Source organism: Pseudomonas sp. 14P_5.3_Bac1, from assembly GCF_025466135.1.
Lineage (GTDB): Bacteria > Pseudomonadota > Gammaproteobacteria > Pseudomonadales > Pseudomonadaceae > Aquipseudomonas.
The window spans coordinates 54466-75860 of the sequence record NZ_JANLOF010000012.1 but is presented as its reverse complement, the minus strand read 5'-3'; the positions used below and the strand labels follow the sequence as shown (position 1 = coordinate 75860).

Genomic DNA, 21395 nt, shown 5'->3' with positions numbered 1-21395 from the left:
AATCACCATGCAAGGCTTCTTTAAAAGCTGTGCACTGCTTGTCGCGGTCGGCCTGTGTGCCGGCACCGCGCAAGCGGCCGAAAAAGTCATCTTCGACACCGATTTCAACGTGCTCAACGATGACGGCCAGGCCTTTATCATGCTCGCCCAGCTGCATGCGCAAAAACGCATCGAGCTGCTGGGCATGACCCTGGTCAGCGGCAACGCCTGGGTCGACCAGGAACAGGTCGATGCCCTCAAGGCCGTGGAACGCATGGGCGTGGAAAAAGAGGTGGGCGTCTATTCCGGCGCCGCCTACCCGCTGCTGCATGACTACGCCACGTACGAGGCAGAGAAAGCGCTGTTTGGCGCCGGTTGGCCGGGCGCGTTCAAAAACCCGCGCCCTGCCTCGCCCTCGCAGTTGATCGCGCCACCGGATGGCCTGGCGACGCACACCCAACTGCGCAGCGAGACCGCCGCGCAGTTCATCGTGCAAAGCGTGCGCGCCAATCCCCATCAAGTGACGATCCTCGCCGTCGGCCCCTTGACCAATATCGCCCTGGCGATTCGCTCGGCGCCGGACATCGTGCCGCTGATCAAGCGCATCGTGTACATGGGCGGTGCGTTCCAGATTCCGGGCAACACCACACCGGCGGCGGAATTCAACTGGTGGTTCGACCCGGAGGCGGCAAAGATCGTCCTGCGCTCACCGATCGAGCACGTGATTTTCCCGAATGACGTGTGCGAGAAAGTCACCTTCGACAAGTCGGTGTACCAACGCGTGGTGGCACACAAAGGCGCGATTGCCGAGCTGTACAAGCACGAGTTCGGCCCGCTGTTCGACAAAGACCCCAGCTACCACAGCTTTACCTGGGACAGCTTGCCGGCGCTGTTTCTGGTCAGCCCGGACATCGTCACCGAGTCCCGCGATTTGTGGGTGGATGTGGACGCAACGTTCGGCGCCGACTACGGCCGTGCGCTGGGCTACCAGAAAGGTGCACCGCTGGGCACGCAGAAAGCCAAGGTGGTATTTGGCGTCGATCAGCACAAATTCTGGGACGGCTACGTCGGCCTGGTGACGCTGCCGACTCCGGTCAAGCACTGATAAAGGGATCGCGCCCACCTTGCGTGGGAGCGCCCCTCACTCAACCCGCCAAGGTAAGGCCGCGCTGCAGATCCTCGATCAGCGCCGCCACATCTTCCAAGATATGCAAGCGCACCACCGGGCTCAACGCCCGCTCCGTCGCGCTTTCACGGTCGCGTGTGTCCGCCACGGTGACCAGGCTTTCATAGCCGCCCCACAAATCCCGACGCCGTATGAGGCAATCAGCGCTGGCCTATAAAAATAATGGCGCTAGAATCAGCGCCATTCTTGCGCCTGCCTCCCTGACACGAGCCTCCCATGAGCTTTGATTTCGACACGATCCACCCCCGCCTCGGCACCGGCAGCACCAAGTGGAACCGTTACCCGCAAGACGTCTTGCCGATGTGGATCGCCGACATGGATATCGCCGCGCCACCTGCCGTACTGCAAGCCCTGCACCAGCGTCTCGACCAACACATCCTGGGCTACAGCGTGGCCGGGCCGGATGTGCGCGACGCCATCGTTGCCGACCTGTGGGCCAAATACGCCTGGCGCGTACTGCCAGACGAACTGCTGTTTTTGCCCGGCGTCGAACCCGGCTTCAACATGGCGCTGCACGCGTTCGTGCAGCCGGGCCAGCCGGTGGTGCTGCAAACCCCGAACTATCGCCCGATTCGCCTGGCGCCAGCGAACTGGAACCTGCCGCGTATCGAAGTGCCGTTCGCGTTGAGCAACGGCGAATACCTCACGCCGCTGCCGGCCCTGCGCCAGGCGCTGACCGGCGCCGGCGCGCTGCTGTTGAGCAACCCGCACAACCCCATCGGCAAAGTCTTCCCGCGCGAAGAACTGCTGGCCGTGGCCAACGCCTGCCTGGAAAGCGGCGCGCTGATCATCAGCGATGAAATCCACGCCGAACTGTGCTTCGATGGCCGTCGCCATACACCTACCGCCAGCCTCAGCCCCGAGATCGCCCAGCGCACCATCACCCTGATGTCGGCGAGCAAGGCCTACAACGTCGCCGGTTTGAAGACCTGTTTTGCCGTGGTGCAAAACGCCCAGATGCGCGAGCGCTTCAATAACGCGCGTTGCGGCATGGTCGACAGCGTCAGCCCGCTTGGCCTGGAAGCTACCCGCGCAGCTTACAGCCAGTGCGGTGAATGGCTGGAGGCGCTGTTGAGCTACCTGCAGGCCAACCGTGACTACCTGCTCAACGCCGTGCAAACCCGTTTGCCCGGCGTGGTGATGCATGCCCCGCAAGGCACCTTCCTCGCGTGGCTGGATTGCAGCGCCCTGGGCCTGGACGATCCGCAGCAGTTCTTCCTGGAACAGGCCAAGGTCGGCCTGAGCGCCGGCATTGAGTTCGGCGATGACAGCCAGCAGTTTGTGCGCCTGAACTTCGGCTGCCCGCGTGCGATGCTCGAAGAGGGCTTGCAGCGTATGGAGCGCAGCCTGAGAAACCGCTAAGCGACTGGCCCCATCGCGGGGGCCAGTCCTCCTCGAATCTCGGGCTGTCGACTTACACAACCCAGCCGGATGAGCCCGTTGGCGCGGCTCGCCGGCGTTAATTCACAACGTTTCGCAACGAATGCCGAAACCCTGCTGTTACTGTTTTTGCCCATCCGTCCCACCGGCAACAGCAGGAGTTTCATGGCATGGCGACCCAGCCCCTTGATCGCTCGTCCGATCCCAAAACCCTTCCCCGCACGCCATCCAAGTCGGGCACCGCTTTTCATGTGCTGCTCAAAAACAGCGCCCACAAAAAAGTCGAGTCCCAGGACAAGACGCCATCGGGGCTCGATGCCAGCCAGCAACAGGGCTATACACTGGCCGCCAAGGACGCCACGCCACCGCCCGCCCTCGCCGACTACAAGGCCATCGGGCCGCCCGATGAAGTCGGCCCTGGGTTGATTCGTTATGAAACCCAGGATGGAAAGAAAGTCATCGTCAGCGAACAGGACAGCCCGGAGCTGTTCAAGCAAGTGAGTGCCGATTTCAAATCGCTCACGGGCGTGGTGGCCAGCCAGAACGCGGGTTACCAGAGCCTTGGCGCGGATGCAAAAGCGCCGGAAAAGCTCGCCGACTACAAATCCCTCGGGCCGCCCGACGAAACCGGCCCGGGCGTGATCCGCTATGAAACCCAGGACGGCACCAAAGTCGTGGTCAGCCAGCGTGACAACCCCGAAGCCTTCCAGAAAGCCAAGGATGACTATGCGAGCTTCACCGGCCTCTCCAGCAGCGAAGACGCCGGCTACAAACGCGCCAGCGACAACGAAGTGTGGCCGCCCTACGCCGGTACCACGGTCGGCCCCGAGGATGAAGTCGGCCCGGGCCTGATCCGCTTTGAGAGCAACGGCCAGAAGATGGTCGTGGCCCGTGACGACAACCCCAAGCTGTTCGACTACCTGGCGGGCCTGCACGAGGTCTACACCGACCCTGGCAAAAAGGCCGTGGTGGAAGGCGAGCTGAATAACGGGGCGGCCCTGGCCGACGCCAACACGCCGGTGCCGGGCCTGAATGACTACAAGACGTTCAGCTGGAACAACGACCAGAAAGACAGCATCCTCACCTACGAACTGCATGACGGCACCAAGGTGGTGGTGTCTTCCGACGTCAGCCCCGAGCTGTTCAAGAGCGTCGCCACCGCCCACGACACCTGGGACAAGATCCACACCAGCGAAAGCGAAGGCTATAAGTTGGCCGGGCCGAATGACTTCCTGAAAAACACCGACATCACGTTCGGCTCGCCCGACGAACTGGGCGATGGCCTGATCCGCTATGAAACCAGCGAAGGCAAGGTCATCGTCTCCAAGGAACTCAGCCCGCAGCTCTACGATGACGTCAAGGCCAAGTGGGACGCCTCCAGTGCCGGCGCGGTCGATGACACGCGCACCCAGCACAACCTGCCTAAGGCCGGTGACCTCGACGTGCTGAACATGGACACCGGCGTGCATGCCGATGAGAAAGACGACAAGTCGCCAACCTTGAGCGTCAGCGAGCTGGCCACCACCCAGTTGATCGACACCTACCGCGCCGGCGTCAAGGATGGCTCGATTCCCAAAGACGACCCGCGCGCCAAGCTGGTGCGCGCGCTGGAAGCCCAGGCCGCCTACCAGAACGGCCACGGCATTACCGGCTACGAAGAAGCCAAGCGCCCGTTCAACACCACCTGGCGCGAGTTCGATGACAAGCAGACCGAGCTGACCTCGGCCGATATGCACGACATCATCGACGGCAAGGCAGTGCAGGAGCAGATCGGCGAGCTGTTCAAAGACCCGACCGTGCAGGCCGACTACAAGTCGAAAATGGACGACGCGATCAATAAGCTGCCAAACAAGGACGAGATCAAACAAAAGCTCCTGGACCTGACGTCCAACCCGGATTACGTGCTGTACCTCAAGGACCTGCAAGACCAGGGCAATACCTCTGAGGCGCAGAAAGACCTGAGCGACACCCTCACCTCGCTGTCGTTGTTCGACCCGGAAGCGGCCAGCAAGGCGGCGCAGAACATTCAGGCCGACGGCTTGACCACCGACCTCAACGCGATCCTTTCGGACCCGAGCAAGATCTCCGACGAGAACAAGGAACTGGCCACCAAGGACCTGTTCGGCCTGCTCAAAGGCGTATTGAAAGGCACCCTGCTCGACCTGCCACGGCGCACCCAGGAAACCCTGGAGAAATTTCTCAACGAAGGCCTGCAGGGCAAGGAAAAGTCCGCTGGCGTGACCAAGGCCCTGGAGGAGTTGGGCGAGGTCTACAAGAACAATGGTTCGATCAGCGAGGCCGACCTGAAAACCGCGTTGAGCAAACCCTATATCCCGGTCGCCGACCGCGGCATGCTCGGTGAGGTGTTTCATACCCTCAACAGCAAGGGCATCCTGGGTTCTCTCGGCGCCGGCGTGACCCTGTTTTCGGCGATTTACCAATTGGTCGGCAAAGGCGGCAAGCTCGGTGAAACGCCTGCGCAGCGCATGTCCATCGCCAAGGACTTCTTGAGTTTTGCCGGCGGTTCCAGCCACTTCGTGCGCCTGGGCGACAAGATCGGCGAGACCCTGGGCAAAGGCGGCCTGGTGGACTTCCTTGGCCTGGACAAGACGCTGCCGGAAATCTGGGGCAAGACCGGTCTGCAGGAGCCGAACTTCGAATTCCGCGTCAACGACCTGCCCTCCGATGTAAAAGCCAAGATCACCAGCGCACTCGATGCCGTGCCCGACAGCCAGTACGACGGCATTTCGAAGATGTTTGGTGAAGGCGACAAAGCCGTCACCGAGGCCACCGAAGGCCTGGCGACTCACCTGGATGACGGCCTCGCCGCTGCAGGCGCGGCCAAGCTCGGCGCGTCCAAGTCCGCGAAAATTGCCGGCTCGGTCATCAAGGTGCTCGGCCCGGCCACGGACATCGCCGGCGGGTTCGCCGATATCGTGTTGGGCGCACTGGCGATCAAAAGTGGCGTGGACAGCAAAGACCCGCTGGCCCAGGCGGCTGGCGGCCTGCAGGTGGCGGGCGGTGCGTTCGGTGCGTCGGCCGGGGTACTCGGCGCGGCGGCACTGTTTGGCGCAGGCACGGCGGCGGCCTTGACCGGGCCACTGTTCCTGGTGGGTGTGGTGCTGGCGGTGGTGGGCGGGATCATCGGCTACTTTGTCGACCACAACAAAAAGCAGAAAGCCACCGAGAAAGAAAACGACTGGTACCGCGATCTGGCCGGCGACGGCTTATTGCAGGACAACTGGGCCGACAAGGTCGAGTACGCCCACTACGAAATCCACCATTACCACGGCCGCGACACGCCGACCGATGACAGCATCTTTCGCTTCCAGCAATCGGAATGGGAGCACTTCGACCAGACGCCGCAAAAAGGCGGGTCGTCGAGCAATCGGCTGGATGGGGACCTGCACAAGCACTACGAAGACCCCAACACGCCACCCAAAAGCCTGCCCAGCGATGCGCCCCCGGACAAACCGCAACCGCATCAACCGGGCGGCGGCGGCCCGCGCATCAACTGAGGTTCACTGGGCTGGCCTCTATCCATGTGGGAATGGGCGTGCTTGAGAAGGCGGTGTATCAGTGACAGAAAAGCTGAATGCCCCACCGCATTCGCGAGCAAGCCCGCTCCCACATTGGCAGCTGAGTACATCAGGCAGAGGGTGTACTGGGTCAAATGTGGGAGCTGGCTTGCCTGCGAAGGGATCAACTGGGTAGGCCTGATGCACCGAGGTGCCCGCATCGCCGGCAAGCCAGCTCCCACAGAAAAGCAGATCTGCACGTGGTCTGACAGGCTCCGATAACCACTAAGGCTGCAGCAATGGATAGGCACCCGGTCTCCCGAGTGACCTACCCAAGCAATCCAGCCCCCACATTAGATCTGAGTACATCAGGGTAATGGGTGTACTGGGTCAAATGTGGGAGCTGGCTTGCCTGCGAAGGGATCAACTGGGTAGGCCTGATGCACCGAGGTGCCCACATCGCCGGCAAGCCAGCGCCCACAAAAAAGCAGATCTGCACTTAATCTGCTTTTGCTTCAACCACGGGTTTACAGCTTGGCAATGGAAACTTCGGTCGACTTCACAAAGGCAATCACTTCGCTGCCCACTTTCAATTCCAGGTCGCGCACCGAGCGCGTGGTGATCACTGACGTCACGATGCCGGACGCAGTTTGCACGTCGATCTCGGACACCACTTCCCCCAGCAGAATCTCCTTGATCACGCCCTTGAACTGGTTGCGCACGTTGATCGCTTTAATGGTCATGTCGGCTTTCCTTTTGGCTGTTGGGTCAATCCGCACGAATGCGCAGGCCCTCAAAATGCGCCATCCAATCGAACATTAAAAGGAATATATAACTCTTTATTTATTCGATATGGGTATATAAGAAGTGTTCGCCTGGCAACAGTTGGATCAGCAAACTGCCCGCTGCCATCACAGCCACAGCGGCGTAAACCCGAGCAAATGCGCTGTAGAAGCAGATGGCACAGAGACTGCATATTCCGATAAAGCATGATGGGGACATATCACTCTGGAGCCCACGTTTGCCGGGCTGCGCTCGATCCCGAGCCTGGCGTGGATGTTCCTGGTGGCGGCCGAGTTGATCGCGGCCACCAAGGGTTAAAGCGTCAAACCAACGTGCGGCTCAAGGTCACCCAATACCGCGTCCGCGCTCGCACCTCAAACCCCAACGTCTGGGACAGCAGCGTGAGGATGCGGTCGGTGTCGTCCAGCCGGAAGCTGCCGGTGACGCGTAGCATTTCCAGGCTCGGGTCCCAGCGCAATACGCCTGGGCGATAACGCGACAGTTCGCGCAGAAAATCCCCCAGCGGCTGGTTCTGTGCGGTCAACACGCCGTCGCGCCAGCCCAGTTGCAGCGCATCGAACGCTACCCAGGCGCCAAGCCCTTTGGCCTGCAACGGCGCCTGCTGCCCGCTGCTCAATGACGCCACGTGCCCCTGCACGTCGCGCACCTGCACCACGCCCTTGAGCACCGAGACCAAACAACCGGACGCCAATTGCCGCACACACACCTCGGCCTGGCTGACGTGAACCTCGCCGTAGCGGGTGTTCACAGTCATCGACGCCGCGCCCGGCACATTCACGGCCAGCTCACCGTCTACCAACGTGATGCGCCGCTGCTGGAGATCAACATCCACTGCCGTGGCCGTGTTGAGTTGCACGCTGCTGCCATCGGCCAACGGCAGGCGCCGGCGCTCGCCGGTGGCGGTGTGCACGTCGGCCCGCCACGCCTCGATGGGCAACTGCCGGCTGACCAACCAGGCGGTTGGCACCAGCGCCGCCACACCCAGCGCACGCTTGAGAATGGCCCGCCGCGACGGTTGCGGGCGGTCGAGGCTGGCCATTGCCAATGCCGGCGGCACGTCGCTGAAACGCTGGCGCAGGGCCTGGGCTTTCTGCCAGGTCTGTTCGTGCTGGGGGTGGCTGTCGCGCCACTGCTGCAACGCAGCGTGATCACGTTCGGTGGCCGCGCCGGATTCCAGCAAGGCCAGCCACTGCGCGGCGGCGCGCGCGACCTCGCGGCTCACAGCTCGGCCAGCAAACAATGTTCGTAAGCGTGCGCCATGTAGCGCTTCACGGTGCGCTCAGAAACGTCGAGCCGCTCGGCAATCTCGCGATAACCCAGGCCTTCAAGTTGGCTCCACAAAAATGCGCGGCGCACCAGCACGGGCAAGCCGTCGAGCAACTCATCCAGCGCCTGCAGGGTTTCGAGCAGCAACCAGCGTTGCTCCGGTGACGGCACACAGGCGTGCGGAAGGCTTGCCAAGGCCGTCAGGTAAGCCTGCTCAAGACTGCGCCGCTGATGAAAGTTGACCAGCAAACGCTTGCCGACCGTCACCAGGTACGCGCGCGGCTCCTGCATCTGCGCAATCGGCTGGGCGCTGGCGAGCACGCGCAGGAACGTATCCTGGCTCAGGTCCGCCGCATCCCAGGCATTGCCCAGGCGCCGCCGCAGCCAGCTTTCGAGCCAGCTGCGGTGGTCGCGGTACAAACTCGACAAGGTGGGTTCGGCGGCGTGGGTCGGGACAACAGCATCATTCATGGCAAGCGACCTGCGCGGCGCGAGTGAGTCTCAAATGAGATTCATTCTATTTAATATCGTGCCGGTGCACCATGCCCTTTTCAACATTGCGTTTATACAGACGTTTCTGCGTCGAACACCTGCCCGCGCCCGATCACACTGGCAGGGGCTAACACGGCACCCGGCGCCAGCACCGCATTGGCGCCAATCCGGCACTGATCGCCCAGCAACGCGCCGAACTTGTCGCAACCGGTGCGCTGTAACTGCCCGTCAATGCGCACCAGCACCTCCTTGTCCACCCGCTCATTGCGGTAGTTGGCGACGATGCTGCCCGCCTCCAGGTTGATCCCGTGGCCAAGCACCGAATCGCCGACAAAATTGAAATGCGCCAGCTTGCTGCCCTTGAATACCAATGAGGTTTTCAGTTCGGCGCCGGGCCCGATGATGCACTGCGCCTCCAGCCAGCAGCCACCGCGCAGCAGCGAACCGCTGGCGATAAAACACTCGGCGCCGATGATCAATGGGCCCTTGAGCAAGGCGCCGGGTTCGACCGTCGCGGTACGGTGCACGGCGATTTCATCGCGAATGACGTAATCGTCAAGTGCCAGTTCGGTGAGCAATTGGCGCACGATGGCGGGCGCCCGGGCGACCAACACCCAGGGCGCCAGGTCGGCCCACGGCGCCAGCGGTGATTGGGCAAGGTTGGCGATGTAGTCGGTGAGTCTGATCAACGTCGAACCCTCGAGCATTCAGAGAAGCTCGAAACGCTAGCATGAACACAGCAAACTTTACTATTTGTCTTGATATGGATATTTTATCCAGACACGCACACAAGGTCCGTCGCATGCAATTGCCTACCTATCAAGACGTCATCGCCGCCGCCCAGCGCCTGGAGGGCTTCGCGCACACCACGCCGGTGTTCACCTCGCGCACCCTCAACGCCGAAACCGGTGCCGAAGTGTTCATCAAATGTGAGCACCTGCAACGCACCGGCTCGTTCAAGTTTCGCGGCGCGTTCAACGCCCTCTCGCAGTTTGATACGCAGCAGCGCACGGCCGGTGTGGTGGCGTTTTCTTCGGGTAACCATGCCCAAGGCATTGCGCTGGCGGCGCGTTTGCTGGGCATGCCGGCGACGATTGTGATGCCGACCGACGCGCCGGCCGCCAAGGTCGCCGCGACCCGTGAATATGGCGCCAGCGTGGTGCTGTATGACCGTTTCACCGAGGACCGCGAGCACATCGGCCGTACCCTGGCCATCGAGCAAGGGATGACGCTGATCCCGCCTTACGATCACCCGAACATCCTCGCCGGCCAAGGCACGGCCGCCAAGGAACTGCTGGAATTCACCGGCCCTTTGGACGCGCTCTTCGTCGGCCTGGGCGGCGGTGGCATGCTCTCAGGCACAGCGCTTTCGACCCGTGCACTGGCACCGGATTGCCAACTGTTCGGCGTCGAACCGGAGGCCGGCAATGACGGCCAACGCTCCTTGCGTGCCGGCAGCATTGTGCACATCGATACGCCCGCAACCATTGCCGACGGTGCGCAAACCCAACACTTGGGCAACTACACCTTCCCGATCATCCGTGATCAGGTGAACGACATCTTCACCGTCTCCGACGCGCAGTTGGTGGAGGCCATGCGCTTTTTCATGCAGCGCATGAAGATGGTGGTGGAACCCACCGGCTGCCTTGGCCTGGCTGCATTGCGCCAACTGGGCGAGCGGTTCAAGGGCCAGCGCGTGGGGCTTATCGTCACCGGCGGCAACGTCGATATCCAGCGCTACGCCGCCCTGCTCAGCGAGGCGCCATGAACATCATTCACACCGCAACTGCCGCGCCGCCAGCCGGGCATTATTCGCAGGCCGTCCGCCATGGCGACACACTGTATATCTCCGGGCAATTGCCAGTCAGCGCGCAGGGTCGCCACAACCTTGAGGCGTCGTTTGCCGAACAGGCGCAGGTGGCGCTGGACAATGTGTTGGCGATCTTGAAAGCCGCTGGCGGTTCGCCCCAGGACTTGGTGAAGGTCACGGTGTACGTGGCCGGGGTTAACCACTGGCCGGAATTTGATCGAATTTACGCCGCCGCGCTGGGCGAGCACCGCCCTGCCCGCGCGGTGGTGCCGGTGCCTGAGTTGCATCACGGGTATCTGGTAGAGATTGAAGCGCTGGCGCGTTACTTGGCGTAGGTGTAGACCGCCGCGCGCGACACGCCCAGGTGCGAGGCGACAGTTTCCATGGCCCGGCGAACGTCCATGCAGCCGGAGTCTTTGAGCTCTTGCAGAAGCAGCCGCCGATCCGCCGCCTTGAGTGCCCGCGGCGTGGTCGCCAGGCGTGCGGCGAACTGGTCGATTCGCGCACGAATCACATCGGCGCCGGACGGGTCGAGGGACTCATTGGGCTGGTCGCCACTGACTGAACCAAACTGCTCCAGCATGCTCTGCAAGCCCCGGAACAACGAGAGATCGACGTTCATGCACAAAGCCGCGACGTACTTGCCGCTGGTGTCCTTGATGCCGATCGATGTGCTTTTGACCTGGCGCCCATCGGCGAACTGGTTCTGGTAGTTGGCGAGGACCTGCGGGTAGTCCGGGTCGGCAATGCGCGCCAGGCCCAGTTCGGTGGCCGGGTCACCGGGTTGGCGCCCGGAGAGGTTGTTGTGGATCGCCAGAATCGCGTGCTGCGGGTCGCGCAAGTCGTGCAGCACCACTTCACAGAACGGGCTGAAGGTTTTGCTCAAGCCTTCGGCGATCTGTTCGAGCTGGCTGATCAGCGTGGTTTGTTCGGGAGAGGTCTTTTTCATGCGAGACAACATATCCAGTCCTGGACAGGACGTCAATTTGGCCGCGGTCTCTCATTGCGGCGTTTCAACCATGGAAGGGTTGCTTCCAGGTAGGCCGTGGCATGGCCCGCGTGTTGGATGTGCTGCAAGGCTTCACATAGCAAACGCGCACCAATGCCCTGCCCGGCCGCATCACCGCGCACGAACAATTTGCTGATTTGATGGCCGTCAATCTCGACGAAACCTTGCAGGCTATCGGTATACGCCAGCCACAGGCTGCCCGCGGCAATGGCCGCTCGGTACGTCTCAGGCGAGCGACCATCGAGCCACATTGCAATCTGCTCAGGGCCGTAATCGGCGTTGCACAGGTTTTCGACCGAGTTTTGATGCACGGCGAAGATGCTTTCGGCGTCTTCCAGGGTGGCTGCGCGGATCAGAATTTTTTTCATTCCCTTGAGTTTGCGTGTGTGGCCAGTGAACCCAGGCTTTATAGCTGAATGGGCGCCGGGCAGCGACCGATGACCGCACATCTTGTGCGTTGACCTACTTTGTTACACACCATATAGTGTGCCCACAAACAAAACAGACCACTACATAGTGTGCAGTATCGGTAATTACCGACCACACTATGCGCAGCATTTCAATGCCAGGTAGCCTGCAAACCGCATATTTTTAGACGGGTTCACACGCCGTCAGAACAGATCAGGAAGGAGTATTTCAATGCTGAGTTGGGATGAAGTCGACAACGAAGACACCGGTGCAGCGGTGATCAAGGGCGCCAACGCCGGGCATGCCAGCGAAGCCAACATGGACCGCCTTGACGGTGCCGGCGCCGCGGCCGCACTGGAAGCGCGCAACGTGACTGCCAACGACTCCGCCGCCATCGTGCGCGCCAAGGCCGCCCTGGACAAACTCGACGTCGCCGAAGGCCTCGCTGAGCTGGAAGGCTCCGCCGCCCGCGTCGCCGTCGACGAAAAGCGCATGATCAACTGCCGCGCCGACCTCAACCAACTCGTGCCCTTCAAGTACGACTGGGCCTGGCAAAAGTACCTCGACGGCTGCGCCAACCACTGGATGCCGCAAGAGGTCAACATGACCGCCGACATCGCCCTGTGGAAAAACCCCGAAGGCCTGACCGACGATGAACGCCGCATCGTCATGCGCAACCTCGGCTTCTTCTCCACCGCCGACTCCCTGGTTGCCAACAACCTGGTGCTGGCCGTGTACCGCCTGATCACCAACCCGGAGTGCCGCCAGTACATCCTGCGCCAGGCCTTCGAAGAAGCGATCCACACCCACGCCTACCAGTACTGCATCGAATCGCTGGCCATGGATGAAGGCGAGATCTTCAACATGTACCACGAGATTCCTTCGGTCGCCAAAAAGGCCGCTTGGGGCCTGAAGTACACCCGCTCGATCTCCGATCCGAAGTTCGAAACCGGCACCGTCGAAACCGACAAAGAACTTCTGCGCAACCTGGTCGCCTACTACTGCGTGCTGGAAGGCATCTTCTTCTACTGCGGCTTCACTCAGATTCTGTCGATGGGCCGTCGCAATAAAATGACCGGCGTGGCCGAACAGTTCCAGTACATCCTGCGCGACGAGTCGATGCACCTGAACTTCGGTATCGATGTGATCAACCAGATCAAAATCGAAAACCCACACTTGTGGGATGCCGAGATGAAGGAAGAAGCGACCCAGATGATTCTGCAGGGGACTCAGCTGGAGATTGAATATGCGCGCGATACCATGCCGCGTGGGGTGTTGGGGATGAATGCGGCGATGATGGAGGACTATCTGAAGTTCATCGCGAATCGTCGTTTGTCGCAGATTGGGTTGAAGGAAGAGTATCCAGGGACGACTAACCCGTTCCCGTGGATGAGCGAGATTATGGACTTGAAGAAAGAGAAGAATTTCTTCGAAACCCGCGTGATCGAGTACCAGACCGGCGGCGCGCTGAGCTGGGACTAACAATGTGGGAGCGGGCTTGCCCGCGATGGCATTGGGTCAGCTAAAGATGCATTGGCTGACACACAGCTATCGCGGGCAAGCCCGCTCCCACATTAGCAATCTGCGATCCATAGACTTTGCAAACAAACCCTTATGCCCAATCAAACCATCAAAACGCCCTGCGTCGGCCTGTGCTCCACCGTTTACGGGGACCTGGTCTGCCGGGGCTGCAAGCGTTATCACCATGAAGTGATTCAGTGGAATGGCTACAGCGCCGACGAGAAGCAGGCAGTGTGGCAGCGCCTGGAACAGTTGCTGGTGCAGGTGATGGCCAGCAAGCTGGAAGTGCTTGACCCGCAGCGCCTGCGCCAGCAGTTGGAAGACCGCAAAATTCGGTTTGTGCCCCACCAGTCGCCGTATTGCTGGGCATACCAGTTGATTGCGCGGGGTGCGCGGGTGATTTCCAGACTGGATGCGTATGGCCTGGCGTTGTTGCCGGAATTTCGGGAGCGCAACCTGACTGATTTACGCGACGCGATTGATCGCGAGTTTTTTCTGTTGTCCGAGGCGCACTATGAGCGTTACATCGCGCCGGGGTTTCTGAAGGAGGCGTTTGGGCCAGCCCTGATTGCCACTTTTTAACATCCACCACAAAACTCTGTGGGAGCTGGCTTGCCTGCGATGGCAGTGGACGAGTCAATAAATTTGTCGACTGACACTCCGCTATCGCAGGAAAGCCAGCTCCCACCTTTGATGTATGTGTGGTTCAGGACATCCAGGAACCCATCCGCTCCGTCTGCAAGCCATAGCGCTCAATCGCCTGCTGACACACCTCCCGCGCCACACTCCCCTGCTCCGCCAACGCCGTCAGCGCCGCCAGCACCAGGTGATGGCGATCTACTTCGAAGAAATCCCGCAACGCCGCCCGTGTATCACTGCGGCCAAAACCGTCGGTGCCGAGCACGGTGTAGCTGCAATTCAGGTAAGAAGCAATCATCTGCGGCACCGCCCGCACATAGTCGGACACCGCAATCACCGGCGCGCCGTTGGGCAAGCAGTCATTTACATGGCTGACGCGCTTGGCGTCCTGGGGATGCAAGCGATTCCACCGCTCCACTTCCCGCGCATCCCGCGCCAGCTCACTGTAACTGGTGACGCTGAACACCTCGCTCGCCACCTGCCAATCCTCGGCCAGTAAACGCGCGGCAGCCTGGGCCTCACGCAGCAGCGTGCCCGAACCCAGCAAGCGCACTTGGGCATCTGGCGCACCTTGCAAGCGGTACATGCCTTTGATGATCGCCGACTCCACGCCCTGCGGCAGGCTCGGCTGCGGGTAGTTTTCGTTCATCAGCGTTACGTAGTAGAACTCGTCCACATCGTGCTCGAGCATCTGGCGCATGCCGTGGTCGAGGATCACCGCAAACTCGCCGGCAAACGCCGGGTCGTAGGCGCGGCAATTAGGCACGCTGGCGGCGCTGAGGTGGCTGCTGCCGTCCTGGTGCTGCAACCCTTCGCCGCCCAGGGTGGTGCGCCCGGCCGTGGCGCCAAGCAGGAAGCCGCGGGCGCGCTGGTCGGCGGCGGCCCAGATCAGGTCGCCGACGCGCTGGAAGCCGAACATCGAGTAATAGATGTAGAACGGCAACATGCGCAGGCCGTGCACTGAGTAACTGGTGGCCGCTGCCACCCACGAGCTGATGGCACTGGCCTCGCTGATGCCCTCCTCGAGGATCTGCCCGTCGGTGGCCTCGCGGTAGCTGAGGATCGAGCCGATGTCTTCGGGCTCGTAGCGCTGGCCGACGCTGGAATAGATGCCGATCTGCTTGAACAGGTTGGCCATGCCGAAGGTGCGCGCCTCATCCGCCACGATCGGCACGATGCGCGGGCCGAGGGCCTTGTCCTTGAGCAGGTTGGTGAGCATGCGCACGAAGGCCATGGTGGTGGACATTTCCTTGCCGTCAGCCGCCTTGGCGAAACCGGCATATCCCGTCACCGGCGGCACCGCCACCGGCGCTGCGACCTGGCTGCGGCTCGGTACATAACCGCCCAGCGCCTGGCGGCGTTGATGCAGGTAACGCAATTCGAGGCTGTCGTCGGCCGGTTTGAAGAAGCTCAGCGATTCGGTCTGCTCGTCGGTCAGCGGCAACTGGAAGCGATTACGGAAGGCAATCAGCGCTTGCCGATCCAGCTTCTTCTGCTGGTGCGTGGTCATCCTGCCCTGCCCGGCTTCGCCCATGCCGAAGCCCTTTTTGGTTTGCGCCAGGATCACCGTCGGCTGGCCCTTGACCCGGCGCGCGGCGTGGTAGGCAGCGTGGATCTTGACCATGTCGTGGCCGCCACGCTTGAGGCGGTCGATTTGCTCGTCACTCATGCCCTCGACCAACTTGGCCAGTGATTCGCTCTGGCCGAAAAAGTGCTCACGGTTGTAGGCGCCGTCTTTGGCGGCGAAGGTCTGGAATTGCCCGTCGACGGTCTGCGACAGCGTGCTCACCAGCGAGCCGTCGCTGTCCTTGGCAAGCAAGGCGTCCCAGTCTGAACCCCAGACCAGCTTGATCACATTCCAGCCGGCCCCGGCAAACAACGCCTCCAGTTCGTCGATGATGCGCCCATTGCCGCGCACCGGGCCGTCAAGGCGTTGCAGGTTGCAGTTGACCACCCAGGTCAGGTTGTCCAGGCCTTCGCGGGCGGCCAGGGTCAGGGCCGACATGCTTTCCGGTTCGTCCATTTCGCCGTCGCCGAACACACCCCAGACGTGACGGTCGGTGGTGTCGAGCAGCCCACGATGCTGCAGGTAGCGCATGAAACGCGCCTGGAAAATCGAGCTGATCGGGCCGATCCCCATGGAACCGGTGGGGAACTGCCAGAAGTCCGGCATCAACCACGGGTGCGGGTAGCTGGAGAGACCCCGTGCGCCCGCTTGTTGCCCGCCGATCTCCTGGCGGTAGTGTGCGAGGTCGTCTTCGCTCAAGCGGCCTTCCAGATAGGCGCGCGCATAAATGCCCGGCGCGGAATGCGGCTGGTAGAACACCAGGTCGCCGCCAAAGTCTGGGTTGCGGGCGCGGAAAAAGTGGTTGAAGCCCACTTCGAACAAATCGGCGGCACTGGCGTAGCTGGCGATATGGCCACCCAGTTCGCCGTACGCCTGGTTGGCGCGCACCACCATGGCCAGCGCGTTCCAGCGCACCAGCGAGGCCAGGCGCTCTTCCGTGGCGAGGTCACCGGGAAACGCCGGCTGCTGCGCAACGCTGATGCTGTTGATGTACGGCGTGCCGTGGCGGGGTTTCCAGTCGATGTGCGGGGCGCTGCCTTCGCGGGCCAGCAGGTCGAGGACCTGCCGCGCTCGTTCGGGACCGGCGTTGGCCACCAGCGAGGCCAGCGCGTCACGCCACTCGTCCAGCTCTACTTGATCCAACGCCGTGTGATTGACTGCACTGGCGAAACCATTCATGCGCACCTCCGGGCTTTTTTTCCAGTTTATGCTGGTGCTAAAGGATTTTTTGCCTGTTATCAGGCGCAGGTTCGAGCATTTTGAGCATGAATCACTGCCAATCTGCTTTTTTCCAGCACGTTGTGCTCAAGCCACACGTAACACTGCAACTGTGTTTAAAATGCCGCCCGCTCAATGACCGACGCTGACCGATGACCCCAGACGCACTCGCCACCCTGCACGCCCACCTGCTCACCGCCCTGGCTAGCCCGCCCGCCGAGACCCGGCGACTGTTCCACGGCCGTGGCCGCTGCTGGCCGGACCTGGAACAACTGACGGTGGACTGGTTGCAAGGGGTGATTCTGGTGTCGCTGTTCAAAGCGCCGGAGGCCGAACAGCTGGACGCGTTGAAACAGATGCTCAAAGAACAGCTCAGCGCCTATACCGTCGCCCTGCAACACCGCTACCTGCCGCAAAGCACCACCGAATGGCTGGTGGGTGACGCTGTTGATGAGCTGACCATCACCGAAGGCGGCCTGCGTTACTTGATCGATCTGGGAAAAAAACAGAACAGCGGGCTGTTCCTCGACATGCGTTACGGCCGTCACTGGGTGCGTGAGCAGGCCAAGGGCCAGCGCGTACTCAATTTGTTCGCGTATACCTGCGGTTTCTCGGTCGCGGCCATCGAAGGCGGCGCCGACCATGTGGTCAACCTCGACATGGCCCGTGGCGCCCTCAGCCGTGGCCGCGACAACCATCGCCTGAACGGTCACGACCTGAGCAACGTTACGTTTCTGGGCCATGACCTGTTCAAGTCCTGGGCCAAGGTCACCCACAGCGGGCCTTATGACTTGGTCATCATCGATCCGCCGTCCTTCCAGAAAGGCAGTTTCCTGCTGACCAAGGACTACCAGCGCGTGCTGCGCCGGCTGCCGGATTTGCTCACGCCACAGGGCAGCGTACTGGCGTGCATGAACGACCCGGCGTTTGGCGAAGACTTCCTGATCGACGGCGTCACCCGCGAAGCACCGGGCCTGCGCTTTGTGGAGCGGCTGCAAAACCCGCCTGAATTTCCGGATATCGACCCCCAAAGTGGCTTGAAGGCGCTGGTGTTCCGTCAGGGTTGATGCTGAAACGTCCTGCGCTTGCTACGCTAAGTGGTACACCGGGGTGGTGAACCTTATCCCCCCCTTCCCGGTCGATACCTGCATTCCCTGGCCAGACTCGACGGCGTTACGTTGTCGGCTGCCCTGTTTGACCTTTTGGAGAACCGCCCGTGATATCGACCCTGCATGTAGCCAGACTCAAAGCCTGGGGCGCCCACGGCTTTACTGCCACTGGCGTGGTGCTGGCCTTTTTGGCCACGCTTGCGCTGCTGGAAAACTCACCCAAGGCTTGCCTGCTCTGGCTGGGCCTGGCACTGGTAGTCGATGGCGTTGACGGCTCCCTGGCCCGACGAGTGAATGTCAGCACGGTACTGCCAAGCTTCGATGGCTCGGTGCTGGACCTGGTGATTGATTACCTGACGTATGTGTTTATTCCGGCGCTGTTCATCTACCGCTATATCGACCTGCCGGACTTCACTCACCTGTTTACGGTGTCGGTGATTCTGGTGTCGTCGCTGTTCTGCTTTTGCAATGTGAACATGAAGAGCAAGGACAACTACTTTGTCGGCTTTCCCGCCGCCTGGAACGTGGTTGCCCTGTGCGTGTACATCATTCAGCCGGACGCCTGGGTCACCTTGCTGACGGTGATTGGCCTGGCGCTGCTGACCGTGACGCCGATGAAGTTTTTGCACCCGTTCCGGGTCAAGCGCTTTATGCCGATCAACATTGCCGTCACCACAATCTGGTTGCTGTGCAGCTTTTTGATGGTGGTGGACTACCCGAATACCAACCCATGGACGTTCGGGTTGTGGTCGCTGATGTCGGCGTATTTCCTCGGCATTTGTGTGTGGCGCACAGCGCTGGAGTGGCTGGGAACCCATAAATAGCAAGGCGGGCACGTTTTAAAGGTGGGAGCTGACTTGCCTGCGATGGCGCCGAGTCAGTTACAGCAGTTGGGCCTGCCCCACCGCTCGCAGGCAAGCCAGCTCTCACATTTGGATCTGTGTACATCCGGCAGGTAAGATGGCGACCTTTGGCGCAGCCCCTTTGCTGCGCCCTGCCAAGAATAAGCCCTGCCCATGCCCTTCGAACTCAGCGTAGACCTCACCACCCTCGCCATCCTGGCCATCGTGGCCTTTATCGCCGGCTTCATCGATGCCATCGCCGGCGGCGGCGGGCTGCTCACCACGCCAGCCCTGCTGACCGCCGGCATGCCGCCCCACCTGGTGCTGGGCACCAATAAACTCAGTTCCACCTTCGGCTCGGCCACGGCCAGCTTTACCTTCTACCGGCGCAAACTCTTTCACCCGCGCCAATGGGTGCATGCCATCGTCGGCACGCTGATCGGCGCCCTCGCCGGTGCGGTGGTCGCGCACTACCTGCCCGCTGAAACCCTGAACAAAATGCTCCCGGTAATCGTATTCGGCTGCGGTGTGTACCTGCTGTTTGGCGGCACGCCCAAGGCGCCGCTGGATGCCGACGCGCCGATCAAGAAAAAATGGCAATCCACCCAGGGCTTCGGCCTGGGCTTCTACGACGGCGTGGCCGGCCCCGGCACCGGCGCGTTCTGGACGGTCAGCACGATGCTGCTGCACCCCATCGACCTGGTAAAGGCCAGCGGCGTAGCGCGCAGCATGAACTTCGTCAGCAACGCGGCGGCGCTGTCGGTGTTCATCTTCAACGGCTCGGTGGACTGGATCGTCGGTCTGGCGATGGGCTTCTCGGTAATGTGCGGCGCATTCTTTGGCGCCCGCAGCGCGATCAGCGGCGGCGCCAAATTCATTCGCCCGGTGTTTATCACCGTGGTCCTCGGCCTGACCGTGCGCCTAGCCTGGCAACACTGGTTCAGCGTGGCCTAAACGACGGGCCAGGTAGAGGTCGATCAGGTAACGCGCAATCGACCGTGACGCCGGCAATGGCGGCAGGTCGTGGATGTTGAACCACTGCGCGTCCTCGATCTCGTCGGCTTGGGGCACGATATCGCCACCGGCATATTCGGCATGGAAGCCGAGCATCATCGAATGCGGGAACGGCCAGCATTGGCTGCCCATGTACTGGATATTCTTGACCTCCACCTGCACTTCCTCGCGCACCTCGCGGATCAGGCAGTCTTCGGCCGACTCCCCCGGCTCGGCAAACCCGGCCAAGGTGCTATAGACGCCCGTGACAAAACGCGGCGAACGCGCCAGCAGGATCTCGTCGCCCCGGGTCACCAACACGATCATGCTCGGCGAAATGCGCGGGTAGCTGCGCAAGTCGCAGGCCGGGCAATGCATCGCACGCTCACGCGGCACCTGGACCATGGCCTGGCCGCAGCTGCCGCAAAACCGGTGCTCGCGCGCCCAGGTGCCGATCTGCGCCGCGTAGCCGAGCACTTTGTACAGCGTGTGGTCGCCCTGCAGCATGAACGCGCGCAAACCCTGCCAGCTGCAGCCCGGCACGTCACTTGCCGAGTTCAGTTCCAGCAGGTACACCGGCTCACCGTCGAGGTGGCCGATGCCGTGTTCGGCGAACACCGACAGGTCCTGGCGCTTAAGCCATTCGCGCGGAAACAGCGGGCCATTGGTGTCATGCAAAAAGCCTTCACGGCTGCGGGCAACGGCCCAGCCACCGGGGGCGTCGTTGTCCAGCAGCGTTGTGGTAATCCAGCCTGGGGTCATGTCAGTCAATCCACGAATTCGGGTTTCTGCTTACTCATATGGGCCGCGATGGCCACGCGCAGGTCGTTGGATTGCAACATAGCCGAGTTCCAGGTGGCAACGTATTCCAGACCATCATTGACCGTATGGTCACGCATGTAGCTGATCATCGCCTTGGTGCCGGTCACGGCAATCGGCGACTTGGCGGCGATTTGCTGGGCAATGTCCATCACGCAGGCCAACAGGCTTGCATGGTCCGCATACACGCGATTGACCAGGCCGATGCTGCGCGCTTCCTCAGCCCCGAACTGGCGGCCGGTGTAAGCCAGTTCACGCAGCATGCCGTCGCCGACAATGCGCGGCAGGCGCTGCAGGGTGCCCACGTCGGCGGCCATGCCGATGTCGATTTCCTTGATCGAGAACTGCGCGTCTTCGGCGGCGTAGCGCATGTCGCAGGCACTGATCAAGTCGATGGCGCCGCCGATGCAGTAGCCGTGGATCGCCGCCAGCACCGGTTTTCGGCAATTGTCGACGGCGTTGAACGAGGCTTGCAGCTCGAGGATCTTGCGGCGCAACAAGCGCGCATTGCGGCCCACGTCCTTGCCGAACTCGTTGGCCACCGAGGCCAGCAGCATCAGGTCGATGCCGGAAGAAAAATGCTTGCCGGCGCCGCTGAGTACCACGGCGCGCACGGCGTCGGTGTCTTCGATCCATTGAAAAATGTCGATGATTTCGGTCCAGAACGCCGCGTTCATCGCGTTGATCTTTTCCGGGCGGTTAATCTGCACATGGGCGACGTTGCCGCTGAGCTCGACGACGAAAGCTTGGTATTCGGACATGGCAGTGATCCCTGACTGGCGAGTGATAAGGGCCGAACTATAACAAGGGAGCGCGGCGGCGCATCGGCCAAAAA

Annotated in this window: 20 protein-coding genes and 1 pseudogene; 11 read left to right on the top strand and 10 right to left on the bottom strand. The window is 61.7% G+C overall.

Annotated elements, in window-relative coordinates; translation table 11 throughout:
* The first annotated feature begins 7 nt into the window (after positions 1-7).
* Positions 8-1084, top strand: a complete 1077-nt coding sequence (locus NTD89_RS03380) for a nucleoside hydrolase (RefSeq protein WP_145165615.1) — start codon at positions 8-10, stop codon at positions 1082-1084.
* A gap of 40 nt (positions 1085-1124) precedes the next feature.
* Here NTD89_RS03380 and NTD89_RS03375 read toward each other — a convergent pair whose 3' ends face one another.
* Entirely contained in the window at positions 1125-1283 is a 159-nt protein-coding gene (locus NTD89_RS03375) for a hypothetical protein (RefSeq protein ID WP_262206484.1), read from the bottom strand.
* 98 nt (positions 1284-1381) lie between these two features.
* On the opposite strand from NTD89_RS03375, the gene NTD89_RS03370 reads away from it, so the two are divergent.
* Positions 1382-2527, top strand: a complete 1146-nt coding sequence (locus NTD89_RS03370; protein WP_262206449.1) for a MalY/PatB family protein — start codon at positions 1382-1384, stop codon at positions 2525-2527.
* Positions 2528-2715: 188 nt separating this feature from the next.
* Complete coding sequence (locus tag NTD89_RS03365; RefSeq protein WP_262206448.1) at positions 2716-6063, top strand: hypothetical protein; 3348 nt, start codon at positions 2716-2718, stop codon at positions 6061-6063.
* 527 nt (positions 6064-6590) lie between these two features.
* Here the strand turns inward: NTD89_RS03365 and NTD89_RS03360 are convergent.
* Positions 6591-6806, bottom strand: coding sequence for a molybdopterin-binding protein (locus tag NTD89_RS03360; protein ID WP_003173733.1), 216 nt, complete (start codon positions 6804-6806; stop codon positions 6591-6593).
* A gap of 277 nt (positions 6807-7083) precedes the next feature.
* Between NTD89_RS03360 and NTD89_RS03355 the strand changes: the two are divergent.
* A pseudogene (locus NTD89_RS03355) lies at positions 7084-7161 on the top strand (hypothetical protein); the annotation flags it as partial.
* A gap of 7 nt (positions 7162-7168) precedes the next feature.
* On the opposite strand, the gene NTD89_RS03350 reads toward NTD89_RS03355, so the two are convergent.
* The 3 genes from NTD89_RS03350 to NTD89_RS03340 all read right to left on the bottom strand — a co-directional run bounded on the left by NTD89_RS03350 (position 7169) and on the right by NTD89_RS03340 (position 9314).
* Positions 7169-8089 carry a FecR domain-containing protein gene (locus NTD89_RS03350; protein WP_262206446.1) on the bottom strand — a complete coding sequence of 307 codons (921 nt, stop codon included), beginning with the start codon at positions 8087-8089 and terminating at the stop codon, positions 7169-7171.
* Complete coding sequence (locus NTD89_RS03345; protein WP_262206445.1) at positions 8086-8604, bottom strand: sigma-70 family RNA polymerase sigma factor; 519 nt, start codon at positions 8602-8604, stop codon at positions 8086-8088. Before NTD89_RS03345 ends, NTD89_RS03350 begins: the two co-directional genes overlap by 4 nt.
* Positions 8605-8696: 92 nt before the next feature.
* Complete coding sequence (locus NTD89_RS03340; protein WP_262206483.1) at positions 8697-9314, bottom strand: LpxA family transferase; 618 nt, start codon at positions 9312-9314, stop codon at positions 8697-8699.
* A gap of 113 nt (positions 9315-9427) precedes the next feature.
* Here NTD89_RS03340 and NTD89_RS03335 point away from each other — a divergent pair, with 113 nt between their 5' ends.
* Positions 9428-10393 (top strand): threo-3-hydroxy-L-aspartate ammonia-lyase, encoded by a 966-nt coding sequence (locus tag NTD89_RS03335; RefSeq protein ID WP_262206444.1) that lies wholly within the window; start codon positions 9428-9430, stop codon positions 10391-10393.
* Positions 10390-10770: a RidA family protein gene (locus tag NTD89_RS03330; protein WP_145165622.1), complete on the top strand. Its 381-nt coding sequence runs from the start codon at positions 10390-10392 to the stop codon at positions 10768-10770. The genes NTD89_RS03335 and NTD89_RS03330 overlap by 4 nt, the downstream gene beginning before the upstream one ends.
* Here NTD89_RS03330 and NTD89_RS03325 read toward each other — a convergent pair.
* Together NTD89_RS03325 and NTD89_RS03320 are read right to left on the bottom strand one after the other, a co-directional pair.
* The gene (locus tag NTD89_RS03325) at positions 10758-11384 is read right to left on the bottom strand and encodes a transcriptional regulator (protein WP_145165623.1); all 627 of its coding nucleotides are present in this window, start codon (positions 11382-11384) and stop codon (positions 10758-10760) included. The two genes, NTD89_RS03330 and NTD89_RS03325, sit on opposite strands and share 13 nt — an antisense overlap.
* A gap of 32 nt (positions 11385-11416) precedes the next feature.
* The gene (locus NTD89_RS03320; RefSeq protein ID WP_262206443.1) at positions 11417-11812 is read right to left on the bottom strand and encodes a GNAT family N-acetyltransferase; all 396 of its coding nucleotides are present in this window, start codon (positions 11810-11812) and stop codon (positions 11417-11419) included.
* Positions 11813-12083: 271 nt separating this feature from the next.
* Here NTD89_RS03320 and NTD89_RS03315 point away from each other — a divergent pair, with 271 nt between their 5' ends.
* Together NTD89_RS03315 and NTD89_RS03310 are read left to right on the top strand one after the other, a co-directional pair.
* Positions 12084-13334 carry a ribonucleotide-diphosphate reductase subunit beta gene (locus NTD89_RS03315; RefSeq protein WP_034108883.1) on the top strand — a complete coding sequence of 417 codons (1251 nt, stop codon included), beginning with the start codon at positions 12084-12086 and terminating at the stop codon, positions 13332-13334.
* A 132-nt stretch (positions 13335-13466) separates the two neighbouring features.
* Positions 13467-13955 carry a DUF1289 domain-containing protein gene (locus tag NTD89_RS03310; protein ID WP_145165625.1) on the top strand — a complete coding sequence of 163 codons (489 nt, stop codon included), beginning with the start codon at positions 13467-13469 and terminating at the stop codon, positions 13953-13955.
* A gap of 124 nt (positions 13956-14079) precedes the next feature.
* Here NTD89_RS03310 and mdeB read toward each other — a convergent pair whose 3' ends face one another.
* The gene (gene mdeB / locus NTD89_RS03305) at positions 14080-16758 is read right to left on the bottom strand and encodes an alpha-ketoglutarate dehydrogenase (protein WP_262206442.1); all 2679 of its coding nucleotides are present in this window, start codon (positions 16756-16758) and stop codon (positions 14080-14082) included.
* Positions 16759-16949: 191 nt separating this feature from the next.
* Between mdeB and NTD89_RS03300 the strand changes: the two genes are divergently transcribed.
* The 3 genes from NTD89_RS03300 (at position 16950) to NTD89_RS03290 (ending at position 19702) form a co-directional block, all read left to right on the top strand.
* The gene (locus tag NTD89_RS03300) at positions 16950-17864 is read left to right on the top strand and encodes a class I SAM-dependent methyltransferase (RefSeq protein ID WP_262206441.1); all 915 of its coding nucleotides are present in this window, start codon (positions 16950-16952) and stop codon (positions 17862-17864) included.
* Between the two features lie 149 nt (positions 17865-18013).
* The gene (gene pcsA / locus NTD89_RS03295; RefSeq protein WP_145165627.1) at positions 18014-18730 is read left to right on the top strand and encodes a phosphatidylcholine synthase; all 717 of its coding nucleotides are present in this window, start codon (positions 18014-18016) and stop codon (positions 18728-18730) included.
* A gap of 192 nt (positions 18731-18922) precedes the next feature.
* On the top strand, positions 18923-19702 hold the full coding sequence (locus NTD89_RS03290; protein WP_119741946.1) for a TSUP family transporter: 780 nt from the start codon (positions 18923-18925) through the stop codon (positions 19700-19702).
* Here NTD89_RS03290 and nudC read toward each other — a convergent pair.
* A complete protein-coding gene (gene nudC / locus NTD89_RS03285) occupies positions 19670-20503 on the bottom strand; it encodes an NAD(+) diphosphatase (protein WP_119741944.1) in 834 nt (277 codons plus the stop codon). The genes NTD89_RS03290 and nudC overlap by 33 nt on opposite strands.
* Positions 20504-20508: 5 nt before the next feature.
* Complete coding sequence (locus NTD89_RS03280; RefSeq protein WP_262206439.1) at positions 20509-21321, bottom strand: crotonase/enoyl-CoA hydratase family protein; 813 nt, start codon at positions 21319-21321, stop codon at positions 20509-20511.
* Positions 21322-21395 lie beyond the last annotated feature (74 nt).

Excerpts from the sequence above, each read along its gene's own strand:
- NTD89_RS03290 (WP_119741946.1), top strand. The coding sequence starts at position 18,923 with ATGCCCTTCGAACTCAGCGTAGACCTCACCACCCTCGCCATCCTGGCC.
- NTD89_RS03380 (WP_145165615.1), top strand. The coding sequence starts at position 8 with ATGCAAGGCTTCTTTAAAAGCTGTGCACTGCTTGTCGCGGTCGGCCTG.
- NTD89_RS03310 (WP_145165625.1), top strand. The coding sequence starts at position 13,467 with ATGCCCAATCAAACCATCAAAACGCCCTGCGTCGGCCTGTGCTCCACC.
- NTD89_RS03280 (WP_262206439.1), bottom strand. The coding sequence starts at position 21,321 with ATGTCCGAATACCAAGCTTTCGTCGTCGAGCTCAGCGGCAACGTCGCC.
- NTD89_RS03360 (WP_003173733.1), bottom strand. The coding sequence starts at position 6,806 with ATGACCATTAAAGCGATCAACGTGCGCAACCAGTTCAAGGGCGTGATC.
- NTD89_RS03370 (WP_262206449.1), top strand. The coding sequence starts at position 1,382 with ATGAGCTTTGATTTCGACACGATCCACCCCCGCCTCGGCACCGGCAGC.
- NTD89_RS03365 (WP_262206448.1), top strand. The coding sequence starts at position 2,716 with ATGGCGACCCAGCCCCTTGATCGCTCGTCCGATCCCAAAACCCTTCCC.
- NTD89_RS03320 (WP_262206443.1), bottom strand. The coding sequence starts at position 11,812 with ATGAAAAAAATTCTGATCCGCGCAGCCACCCTGGAAGACGCCGAAAGC.
- NTD89_RS03300 (WP_262206441.1), top strand. The coding sequence starts at position 16,950 with ATGACCCCAGACGCACTCGCCACCCTGCACGCCCACCTGCTCACCGCC.
- NTD89_RS03335 (WP_262206444.1), top strand. The coding sequence starts at position 9,428 with ATGCAATTGCCTACCTATCAAGACGTCATCGCCGCCGCCCAGCGCCTG.
- NTD89_RS03345 (WP_262206445.1), bottom strand. The coding sequence starts at position 8,604 with ATGAATGATGCTGTTGTCCCGACCCACGCCGCCGAACCCACCTTGTCG.
- NTD89_RS03315 (WP_034108883.1), top strand. The coding sequence starts at position 12,084 with ATGCTGAGTTGGGATGAAGTCGACAACGAAGACACCGGTGCAGCGGTG.
- mdeB (WP_262206442.1), bottom strand. The coding sequence starts at position 16,758 with ATGAATGGTTTCGCCAGTGCAGTCAATCACACGGCGTTGGATCAAGTA.
- NTD89_RS03330 (WP_145165622.1), top strand. The coding sequence starts at position 10,390 with ATGAACATCATTCACACCGCAACTGCCGCGCCGCCAGCCGGGCATTAT.
- nudC (WP_119741944.1), bottom strand. The coding sequence starts at position 20,503 with ATGACCCCAGGCTGGATTACCACAACGCTGCTGGACAACGACGCCCCC.
- NTD89_RS03325 (WP_145165623.1), bottom strand. The coding sequence starts at position 11,384 with ATGAAAAAGACCTCTCCCGAACAAACCACGCTGATCAGCCAGCTCGAA.